The sequence below is a fragment of the Paenibacillus cucumis (ex Kampfer et al. 2016) genome (assembly GCF_019748695.1).
Taxonomy (GTDB): domain Bacteria; phylum Bacillota; class Bacilli; order Paenibacillales; family Paenibacillaceae; genus Paenibacillus; species Paenibacillus polysaccharolyticus.
The window spans coordinates 65,602-76,594 of the sequence record NZ_JACLIC010000040.1; the positions used below are offsets into that span (position 1 = coordinate 65,602).

10 protein-coding genes and 1 pseudogene are annotated in these 10,993 nt (G+C 43.5%); all 11 read right to left on the reverse strand.

Features of this window, described 5'->3' with window-relative positions:
* Nucleotides 1-52 precede the first annotated feature (52 nt).
* The gene (locus tag H7T88_RS22820) at nt 53-1,873 is read right to left on the reverse strand and encodes a motility associated factor glycosyltransferase family protein (protein WP_221790489.1); all 1,821 of its coding nucleotides are present in this window, start codon (nt 1,871-1,873) and stop codon (nt 53-55) included.
* 126 nt (nt 1,874-1,999) lie between these two features.
* Nucleotides 2,000-3,688: a flagellin N-terminal helical domain-containing protein gene (locus tag H7T88_RS22825; protein ID WP_221790491.1), complete on the reverse strand. Its 1,689-nt coding sequence runs from the start codon at nt 3,686-3,688 to the stop codon at nt 2,000-2,002.
* A 142-nt stretch (nt 3,689-3,830) separates the two neighbouring features.
* Nucleotides 3,831-4,076, reverse strand: coding sequence for a carbon storage regulator CsrA (csrA, locus tag H7T88_RS22830; protein WP_123065341.1), 246 nt, complete (start codon nt 4,074-4,076; stop codon nt 3,831-3,833).
* A gap of 1 nt (nt 4,077) precedes the next feature.
* Nucleotides 4,078-4,563, reverse strand: coding sequence for a flagellar assembly protein FliW (gene fliW / locus H7T88_RS22835; protein ID WP_260511086.1), 486 nt, complete (start codon nt 4,561-4,563; stop codon nt 4,078-4,080).
* A gap of 51 nt (nt 4,564-4,614) precedes the next feature.
* Nucleotides 4,615-5,184: a DUF6470 family protein gene (locus H7T88_RS22840; RefSeq protein ID WP_221790493.1), complete on the reverse strand. Its 570-nt coding sequence runs from the start codon at nt 5,182-5,184 to the stop codon at nt 4,615-4,617.
* Nucleotides 5,185-5,200: 16 nt separating this feature from the next.
* Nucleotides 5,201-6,121, reverse strand: coding sequence for a flagellar hook-associated protein FlgL (flgL, locus tag H7T88_RS22845; RefSeq protein WP_154984736.1), 921 nt, complete (start codon nt 6,119-6,121; stop codon nt 5,201-5,203).
* A 24-nt stretch (nt 6,122-6,145) separates the two neighbouring features.
* Nucleotides 6,146-7,690, reverse strand: coding sequence for a flagellar hook-associated protein FlgK (gene flgK, locus H7T88_RS22850; protein ID WP_221790495.1), 1,545 nt, complete (start codon nt 7,688-7,690; stop codon nt 6,146-6,148).
* Between the two features lie 19 nt (nt 7,691-7,709).
* Nucleotides 7,710-8,213 (reverse strand): flagellar protein FlgN, encoded by a 504-nt coding sequence (gene flgN, locus H7T88_RS22855; protein ID WP_145414110.1) that lies wholly within the window; start codon nt 8,211-8,213, stop codon nt 7,710-7,712.
* A gap of 11 nt (nt 8,214-8,224) precedes the next feature.
* Nucleotides 8,225-8,509, reverse strand: a complete 285-nt coding sequence (flgM, locus tag H7T88_RS22860; RefSeq protein WP_154984739.1) for a flagellar biosynthesis anti-sigma factor FlgM — start codon at nt 8,507-8,509, stop codon at nt 8,225-8,227.
* Between the two features lie 172 nt (nt 8,510-8,681).
* Nucleotides 8,682-9,089, reverse strand: coding sequence for a TIGR03826 family flagellar region protein (locus H7T88_RS22865; RefSeq protein WP_123065335.1), 408 nt, complete (start codon nt 9,087-9,089; stop codon nt 8,682-8,684).
* Between the two features lie 160 nt (nt 9,090-9,249).
* Nucleotides 9,250-10,993 (reverse strand): annotated as a pseudogene (locus H7T88_RS22870) (hypothetical protein); the annotation flags it as partial.

Here is a 10,993-nt window from a genome sequence, read left to right on the forward strand (position 1 = left end):
AATCAAAATTTTCCCCATTATTCATTTACATTTTAGACAACCTCAATAAGTATTACTCATCCAAACTCTCAGCCGTCTCCGCTAGTAAGTTTGTAATCTCATTTAATGCATAGACACCAATATCCAAGAAACCAAGGTTAGCTTTCTGTGCCAAGATTATATTATCAGCGGTGTTAACACGCTCTATAGTATATAAGTTCCATACCGAATTAATCATGGCTGGCTGTAAGCAATGACGTAACAACCAATTGTCCATAACTAATTTGAAAAAGTCCTCTGTTTGATCAATCTTCTTTAGTGCTCCCTTTAATTCGGTTTCAGAAGAATATTCACTTATATCCAAGCGTCTAACTTGTTTTTGTTGTTTCTCAAATTGCAGTTTAATATCATAAAAATATCTATACTGCTCTCTCATAACTTGCTTCATCTTTTTCTTATCGAGAGGGTAGTTCTCTATAGCTTGGAGCACTTCTAAGACAGGTGTTATTTTAGTTTTGCAAAACTCTTGTCCGACCTCTGCCAAACTTAACTGCTGGGTGTGCGATATCTTTGATCCACCTTCTGTGGCGTTAATAACGGTCAGACCCTTAGTTGCAATCTCCATCTCAAACCAAGTTCTGAAAGTATTCCAAGTTTCTGTCGTGGTAACTAATCCGCCGTAATAACCTTCAGTTTCCAAATTGACCTTGGCTGAAAACATACTGTTAGTTAATTTTTTATCATCGTAGATTGTTCCTCCAGCATGTGTTTCTCCAACAGAGTTTCCATATGCCAAATCCTGCCCTAATAATATAATGGGCGATGCTCCAATGTGTTCGGCAACACCAAAAGCTACATGAGCGCAAGATAAACCAATACTAATAGAATTGTCACCTTCCAATTCTAGAACATCTTTTAACCAGATATATTCACCCACGCCTTCTCTCATTGGTATGACTAGCTGCCCGTGATACTCTTCGAAGATTTCTGGGTACAGAACTAGCGGACCGACAAGTGTTGACTCAACAGGGTAAGTCTTACCATCATAGAAATAAGTGTATGTTTCAACTTCTCGTTCTATTGAACAAATAAAGTCGGGAATTATTCCCTCATTACAAAGACGTTGAGCAATGGTGTCTACAGCAATAATTACTGCATTGTCTTTTATTGAATGCAATTGCTCAATATTTTTATTTAAGGAAGGGCCAGCGGCCACAACAACCGCTGGCACGTTTCGCATCGTATTCTTGAGTAATGATACATTTTTAGAACGAGTAAGGTGCTTAAGGTTCTTCATGTTATGTCTGAATCCGATCAAACTATCTTCTACTGAATTTCCATACATCATTGTTTTATAATTTACAATCTCTTTTATTGCTCTAACAACTGCTACACTGGACTGAATTTCTTGTTCACGATAAAAGTGTGTAAAATAAAATTTTATTGTTTTCACGTAAAAAATAGCGTTCGTTAATAGAAACTTATCTAAAAATAATGGCAAGTTGCTGATTTTATCAGTGAACAAGACAGCTCCAGTTGTTGTATGAAGGAAGGAAAGGTCTTTATGTTGTAAGGAGTAATTAAATAGTGAGCCATTAGGCTCAATAATAACTAATAAAGATTCAGTTCCTTTCATTGCAATAACCTTCTTAATTTCCTCGACAGACTGGATTCCAACAACAAAAATCAGCTCTCTTTTTAAGGGATTAGGTTGATTTGATGCATCAAAATCACTTCTTAAAGTGAAAACCCGACTCCCATCAAAGAATATCTCATTTCCCTCTCTGTCCACTTCTATATACGATTGATCAATTTCATTTTCATCCGGCGCTCCAATCCAATGGTCGGGATTAGCCGATAGAATTTCAATATTATGATTCAAAAAATCCATCATCCTTGTCCCCTTATGCTAATTTCATCGTAGATTTACAACATAATTATAGCAAGAAAGCCCCACCAAGTGGGGCTTTCTTCAAATGATACGAAATGCTCTCAAAACAAATTTCTATTAAAACTTTAATTATCTCAGCAATTGAAGCACGCCTTGTGGTGCCTGATTTGCTTGAGCCAACATTGCTTGAGCTGCTTGAGCCAAGATGTTATTTTTCGTTTGGCTCATCATTTCTTTCGCCATATCAACGTCACGGATACGGGATTCAGCAGCTGTCAGGTTCTCAGAAGCTGTTCCCAAGTTGTTGATTGTGTGCTCCAGACGGTTTTGTACAGCACCCAGTTTAGCACGTTCGCTAGATACCAGGGATGTTGCTTTATCCAGAACAGCAATCGCTTTAGAAGCATCTTCACGAGTGGAGATGTTCAGAGCAGCTTCGCCTTTGATATCGTTAGAACCGTTAGTAACAGCGTTTTCTTTCGTGAAACCAGCTTGTCCAGCATTTCCTGTGATACCCAGTGCTGCTGCACGAACATCGTTAATTTGCAAGGACATCGATTGACCTGTGTTTGCACCAATTTGGAACTTCGTGGAGAAGCCAACACCTTGTGCGCCAGCGCCAACAACTTGTTCTACATTACCAATTGCAGCAGTACTGGAAATACCCAGTGGCAATGCTGCAGTACCAGTTCCTAATTTAATATCCTTACCTGTTTCGGAAAGGAACTGAATTTTGTTGTCTTTCGACAGGGATGCTGTAATTTTGCTGTCCAAACCAGCTGATTGCAGGGAAGCATTCAAATCCTTAACGAGTGAATCCATAGCTGCTTTAGCTACATTAGCATCTGCATTTGTAGTGTCATATGTTTTTGCAGTAGTACCTTTGTTAAGGTCAACAGTTACTTCACTCTCGGAACCAATTGTAAATTTGATTGTTGCACCTGAACCAATGGATACAGCAGCTGCCGTAAGGGATGTACCACCTTCAAGTCCTGCACGTTCTACAGTTGAAGGGTCACCTTTAACTGTTGTACCTACTTGTGCTGCAGTCAAACCGAATTTAGCATTAGCTCCAGTAAACTTCAATTCACTTGATGAACCAGAAGATTTCGCAGAATATTCAAGTTTGCCTGTAGTATCTACCTTGATGTCAACCAAGTCAGACAACTTTACTCCACCGGATGTTGTTGCATCCAATGCAGTTTTCAATGCTTTTGCAGTATCTACAGCATTAGCAGTTGATGCTACATCTACAGTTACGCTTGACAGATCAAACGTTCTGTTATCAACAACGATAGTTGAACCAGCAGTAAATGTGATATCACCAGCTGTAATAGCCGCAGTTGCTGTTATTTTAGCATGTGTAGCTTGAGTCAGTTTCTCGCTGTCACTTGAACCAATACCACCGTTAAGCAACTTTTGAGTATTGAACTCAGTAGTGTTACCGATACGGTTAACTTCGGAAGTCAGTTGGTTCATCTCGTCTTGCAGTGCTTGACGATCGGAATCTGTGTTTGTTCCGTTTGCGGATTGGTTGGAAATCTCACGCATACGTTGCAGGATGGAGTGAGTTTCGTTCAATGCACCCTCAGCTGTTTGGATCAAAGAGATACCATCTTGAGCGTTACGGGAAGCTTGGTCCAAACCACGGATTTGACCGCGCATTTTTTCGGAAATTGCCAAACCGGCAGCATCGTCACCAGCACGGTTGATGCGAAGACCAGAAGACAATTTTTCGATGTTTTTGTTAGTGTTGCTAGTGTTGATGGACAATTGGCGGTGAGTGTTCAACGCCGGAATATTGTGGTTGATAATCATTGAGTGTTTCCTCCCTGAAATAAGTTAGTTCCACATCCTTGTGGTAAACGCCGCGACATTAAGGTCGGCCGCCCTGCCGAAGCAGCGTCTAAATTATATATCGACGGGAGATGAACAACTGTTTATAGCAAATGGGAAATTTTTAATCTTTTTTTAATCCATTATTCCGAAGACGTTCCATGAATGCTTCAACATCGGCGGCCAGCGGTGTAGCTGACTCCCTATTTGCGTCCTGAATCGCGGCATAAATCTCTTGGCGAAAGATATCAATATGCTTCGGTGCAGATATGCCGATTCTTACAGTATCCCCTTCCACAGCAAGTACCGTGACTTCGATCTGATCCTGGATGACAATGGACTCACCCTTTTTCCTGGACAAAACGAGCATATTACACTCCACCTTTCACGGATTTCGCGTCTTCTTGCTCTTCGGCCCAGATCAGATGACGTGTATCATATCCGGACTGATGAAGTACAACTTGTTTGCCCACTTGTTTTTCCGGATTAAGTACGACTGGTGCCAGGAGATTCATTGTCGATTTATTGGCTTGCGAATGAATGGTAACCAGAGAGAACACTGCGACTTGTTCGTCAATCTGCAACTCTTCCTTATCCACTTCACTTAACTCAAAACTATAGTCAGACGCAAACGTAAATGGACTCACTAACAAGAAAGACAGTTCCTTCTCACGCACAGATTGCAAATAACTAAACGGTGTATCTTCCCAAGGAATTAGTGCAAATTCTGTTTCTTCTTCAAATCCAGGTAATCCTTTCGGAAATTGATAGATTTCTTTCTCCTGAACTTCAACTTCTCCCCACATGCTTGTCTGAATAAAAATAATAAACGCCTCCTTGGCGGTGATTTTGTACAAAAAAAGCCATAGAGGGCTTCGTCCGAGACCGTCTATAGCTCACATTATAACTTATAACGCCATATCGATGGCTGGCGGTGTGTATTTAACGGATGCGTATTGCTTCACATAGATGTCCAGCTTGCCTCGTTGATACTCGATCTCCGGTTTGTGCACCGTCACATTCAGTTCAGAAACCGCCGGATCATAATTGATATCGGGTGGCCTAGTGTTAATACGAATGTCCACGTTATCAGATGAAGCAGGAGTACGCGTCTCTGGAAACGGCTGAGGCTTCCAATCACTGCCCACAATGTTCGCAATCGTATTCCCCGGTTTGTGAATGGCAGCCAGCTGATTCCCTTGTTCTACTCGCGCAGCTAGATTTTGAAGGAAATTTTGCTGGATGCCCGAGTAGATTCGGGCATTCATATCAATCATATTACCTCCTGTATAGGCGGCGAATGCTTGACTTTGATCTACATTAAGCTCAATCGGATGACTCTGAACCGTAAGTTTAGCCGGCTTAGTCTGAAGCTGTACATCCGCTTTCGGCTGACGGATAGAATATTTCCCAGGGTCGGCATCGATATTTAATATAGAAGGGGTTGTCTGAATCTGAACAACAGGAAGGATCTTCATATTGCACCCACTCCTCTTATCTCAGGAAATCCACCAGAGAAGGTGATATGATTTTTGCGCCAACAGACAACGAGGCATTATAGATGTTTTCCTGGATTTTGGATTTCAAAGACAGTTCTGCAATATCGGCATCCTCAACTTTGGCTTGAAGATCAGACAGATTGATACCCAGATCATCCAATCGCCCCATCATCAGATCAACACGGTTGGTTTTCGCTCCAATTTCGGATCGGATCGACAACATTTTTCCCATACGAGAGTCCATGATATCCAGTTGATTGGCCAATTCTTTTTGGTCTCCATCTTGCAATGCTTGCATAACGGTATTCATGATAACAAATAGATTGTCTTGTTCTGTAGCTGTACCGAAAACTTCATTCCCGCTTACATTGATAGGCAGTTGCACACTTTCACCTACAATGAAATTGATTTTCCCTTGGTCCGTCACTATCGAAGCAGCATTGGTCGTATCTAGCGTACCGTCCGCATTAGATGGAAAATCATAAGGTTTGACATCATAGGTCTCGCCATTAAAAATGTATTTCCCATTAAGCTTACTATTCGAAATATCAATAAGTTGTTCCTTCAGCTGTTTTACCTCTTCATTAATGCTATCGAGTGCAGTCTGAGGATTGGTTCCTGTTGACGCTTGAACCGTCAGTTCACGTAATCGCTGAACAACATTGCCGGCCTGATTCAGTACGGTATCGTTAAACTCCAGCCAAGAAACGGCACTATCCACGTTTTTCTGATATTGCTCATTAGATGATAATTCAGCGCGGTAACGAAGGGAGTACGTGATCCCTACCGGATCATCCGAAGGCTTATTGATTTTACGCCCCGTAGCCAGTTGAGTCTGAGTGTTGTTCATCTGTTGTGCATTCCTGTTGAGGTTCATAAGCAACTGCGAACCCAGCATATTATTTGTAATTCTCATGATCTGTTGTGTCACTCCCTTCTATTATCTGCCTACCATACCCGTGGAATTAATTAATTTATCAAGCAATTGGTCGAATGTGGTCATAAAACGCGCTGATGCACTGTACGCATGCTGGAACTTGATCATGTTCCCCATCTCTTCATCCAGTGAAACACCACTAACCGATTGACGACGTGTGTCTACTTGCTGTACCAGAAACTCCGAGTTGGATGTCTGACGTGCAGCTTCCTGCGATTGAACGCCTAACTGTCCCACAATGGCACTAAATTGAGCCCCAATCGTTGCACTGCTCAAACCGTCTGCGGATTTCATCGGAGTATCCTTCAGGTTTGCGATCAAGTTCGCAAGAGTGTTATTCCCTTTAATCACCGTTTCCGTGCCGGAAGCGGTTGTCGTTCGCAGAGATGTTGCAATTTTGTTCGGATCAGCCAATATTTCAGCATTTAAGGAGATATTCCCGGCAGTTATTGCAGTTCCGCCTCCAGCCGCAGTAAAGAACGGTAGTCCTCCGTTGTTCGTTCCATCCATGCTGTAACCCAGCTGATGTAATCCGTTCAACCCTTTTACTGTAACCTTCAGATCACTGGTCAGTGTCCGCGCTGCGCCCGTAAGACCCAACGAATTATTTTCCGGCAACACGGAACCCGCAGGTATAGTAATATCAATATCTCCATTGGCCAGCGTATTCGCTAAGTCATCCATCTGTTTACGATAATCACTCACCAGCGTATCCCTGGATTTGATCATACCATGTACTTCACCGTTGGTAAGCGTACCCGCTGTATAGGCATTATTCAAAAACGCTGAATCTACTGTGGCTTGAACAGCCCCACCCGTTACAAGCTCCTGTCCATTCATCTGAATCTGGTAGCCCTGTGGTGTATCGGTAACGGTAATATTCATAATTTTGGATAGCTTGTCCGCCATTAAGTCACGTTGGTCACGCAAATCGTTTGCGTTATCGCCAAGGGACTCCACCTTTACGATTGCACTATTCAGGTTTGCAATATTACCTAGATAACCCTGAATTTCATTACTTTTCACCGCGATATTACTGTCCAGATCCTGACTTAGAGAGTCTAATTGGCGACTAATCTGATTCATAGCATCGGTAAGAGCCAGCGTGGTCTCTTTAACAATTCGGCGAGCCGTAACGTCTTCCGGGTTTTTACTTAGATCTGACCAGGATTTATAGAAATTATCCATAACCGTACGAAAACCAGTTTTGGAAGGCTCGTTGACAATTGCCTCAAGTTTCTCCAGTGTATCCCGTTGAATGGACCAACTCCCGAAGTTGGTATTTTCGTTGCGATATTGGTCATCCAGAAATTTCTCGCGAACACGGGTAATCGAGTCGAACTCTACCCCTGTTCCGAGTTGCCCTGGTGCCGTACTATGCAAAAATGCAAACGGCTCCATAGGAATGGATGCTTGCATATTCACTTTCTGACGTGAGTACCCCTCCGTATTGGCGTTGGCTACGTTATGACCTGTTGTGCTAAGAGCGGTCGTCTGTGCGAACAAACTGCGTTTAGCCGTTTCGATTGAATGAAATGTAGATGTCACCTGGTTTCCCCCTATTTAATCAGGCACGCGTGTCGAACAGACCGATTCGTCCTGGATTGCCGTGCTTATCAGCAGGATGCTGATAAGTTGCATCCTGTTCAGGCCTTGAAGCAAACATGTCCATCGATAGATCAATAAACATTAACGATTGCTCAATCAGCTTCTGGTTTAGTTGATTGATATCTTTCAATTCTTGTAATGTTCCCGCCAGCTTCTTCTGGACTTCAAACAACCGCTGTTTGTCAGCCGGATCAAAGATCAGCTTGGAAATCTCGGTAACATTCAGGTTCAGCATCGACTTGATGCCACGCTCCTGAAGCAGTTCGTGAACAGCATGTAGTCGCTCTGTATCCAGCGGCTCCTGCTGTTTCATAAACTTGGATTCCTTATTCATGATAGCGATAAGCTGGTCTACATCATTCTTGACGATAACTTCTCGTTTAACCTGACTGAGCGCCAGCATATCACGGTGACTTTGCTCCATCTGCTCTAAAACTGCAATTAATCTGTCCAGTGCTGCCATTACATAATCACCTATTCCTTATCAAAAGACTTGAAATACGGTAGCAACTTGTCAGCAAGCTTGCTACTGTCTACCTGATATGTTCCCGAGCTTACCTGCTCTTTCAACTCCTGAATCCGTTGCAACCGTCCTGTATCTTGCGTACGTCCTTGTTCTTCAAGCATCTTCATCGCCTCCGGAGAAATGGATACTTCATCCTTGCGGCGGCTTTTCTTGGTCTCAGCCTGCTGATTGGATTCAACATTCCTCTGATATGAATTGATGGCTCCAATTCGACTCGGTTCATTGATTTTCATTCGAAGTGCACTTCCTTTCACCTGATTTTTTTCGTTGATATACGTATTTCTTTCTTTATCTTTATGTGTTCGAAATGAGTAGGATAATAAAAAAAACCGATAATCTTTAATAAGTTTATCGGTACGTTTCAAAACATTTGTTATAGCATTATTCGTATTTAAGACCACGTTCCTATGAATTGCGCAGTTTGTCGACGGCATTGTAGGTTCGTCCGCCTACTTGGTTGTTATCCTTCTGACCTACTTCACGAGCTGCCCCAGCCAAGTCTTTCGTTAGTCGAGTACGGCAGGAATCGCACATATGGCCTTCACGGATCAGCATTCCGCACACTTCACAAGGATACATCATATTCGGGGCGTTTTCGATGGAAATCCGTCCCTCTCGGATAAACTTCGTAATGGTTTTGATTGAGACTTCTGTCGCATCCGACAATTCCTGTATGTTGGCGCCTTTATTCTCGCGCAAATAGTCTACACAGATCTGGTATTCCTGCTCCATTTCCTTGATACAGTTCGAGCACACATCACGAAAATTCAATGCATACAATTTGCCGCAACGAGGACAATTCCCTAGATTCATCGCTAAAACTCCCCTCTCAAACTTCCTTTTCCGACTAGATAATATCTATACATTACCTTATTTTCTCATATGAAGTCCATAGCTTATTTACGAAATAAAAACGAAGACAGGATGCACGTTTACGCAAACCCGTCTCCGGAATTGTAATTACTATATATCATTAATTCAAGGTTCTAATACTCAGAGCAGAAGACCACACACTCGTATTCTGATCATTAAAAGCCCGAACACGGTATTTATGCACACTTGCCGGTAATAAATCCAGATGTACAAATGCTGGATCGCTAACAATCGCAACAATCTGTCCGTCTGCTTCAATCTCATAAGATGTAGCACCAGCTACATTTTCCCATGTGATTGTAATGCTTGTTCGATCTACTGTCCCTTTAGGAACCGCTACACTTAATTGAGTTACTCCCGTAATTATTTCGCTCCATGCTCCGGCACCGGAAGCATTTTTCGCTCGAATTCGGAAGGAATGCTCCGAATTGGGTGCAAACCCACTCTTCGTGTAGGCAACTGCATTGATTGCCACGATTGTACCATCAATCTCAAGATCATAACCGGTTGCCCCGCTTACCGCATTCCATTTTAGCGCAATTGCTGCGGTTGTTGCAGAATTCACAGTTAGACCTGATACACTTCCTGGCAGTGTCGTTTGGGAGACCACGGCTGTCCATGCACTCGCATTGGTATCGGTCAATGCACGTACGCGATACCTGTGAGCAGTGCCACCAAGTAGCTCGCTGTGAGTGTAAGAAGGTTCACTCACGGTTGCTACAGTGCTTCCGTCTGCCTCAATCTCATATTTCGTTGCTCCAACGACCCCTGTCCATGTCAAAACAACTGCTGTTTCTTCTGGCACACCTTTCAAAGCGGTTGGCAGGTTTAATTGCGTAGAGGCATTCAGCATGTCACTCCAGCTACCGATTCCGGCTGCATTTTTGGCACGGATTCGGAAAGTGTGGTCGGTGTTCGCCGCCAGACCACTCTTCGTGTACGCTGTTCCAGTAACCGCTACAACGGTGCCGTCGATTTCCAGCTCATAGCCTGTAGCTCCGATGGCTGCTGCCCATTTGATTGAGATTGCTGCAGTTGTTGCTGTGTTGAGCAATAGCCCTTCAACTTTACCTGGAACGGCACTCTGTGTTAGAACGGCTGTCCATGCACTTGTATTGGTTTCCGTTAACGCACGAACACGATATTTATGTGCTGGACCTGGCAACAGGGAGGTATGACTATAGCTTGGTTCTTCCACCGTAGCTACGACTGCGCCGTCCGCTTCTATTTCGTACTTCGTTGCATTGGCAATCGCTACCCATGTCAGGTTGATTACTGTTTCTTCCGATGTTGCTTTCAGAACAGGCGTGTTCAGTAATGTTGTTGCACTAATCAGCTCGCTCCACGCGCCTACACCCGCGGCATTCTTCGAACGAATACGGAAAGTGTGATCCGTGTTTGCCGCGAGGCCGCTCTTCGTATATGCAGTCCCGGTAGCCGCTACAACGGTGCCGTCGATTTCCAGATCATAACCGGTTGCTCCTGAGACAGCATTCCATTTTAACGCAATGGCTGCATTGGTCACGGTGTTAATCGCCAGACCACTGACGGATGCAGGAATCGTGCTCTGTGTTAGAACGGCTGTCCATGCACTTGTATTGGTTTCCGTTAATGCACGAACACGATATTTATGTGCTGTGCCTGGCAACAGGGAGGTATGGCTGTAGCTTGGTTCTTCCACCGTAGCTACGACTGCGCCGTCCGCTTCTATTTCGTACTTCGTTGCATTGGCAATCGCTACCCATGTCAGGTTGATTACTGTTTCTTCCGATGTTGCTTTCAGAACAGGCGTGTTCAGTAATGTTGTTGCACTAATCAGCTCGCTCCACGCGCCTACACCCGCG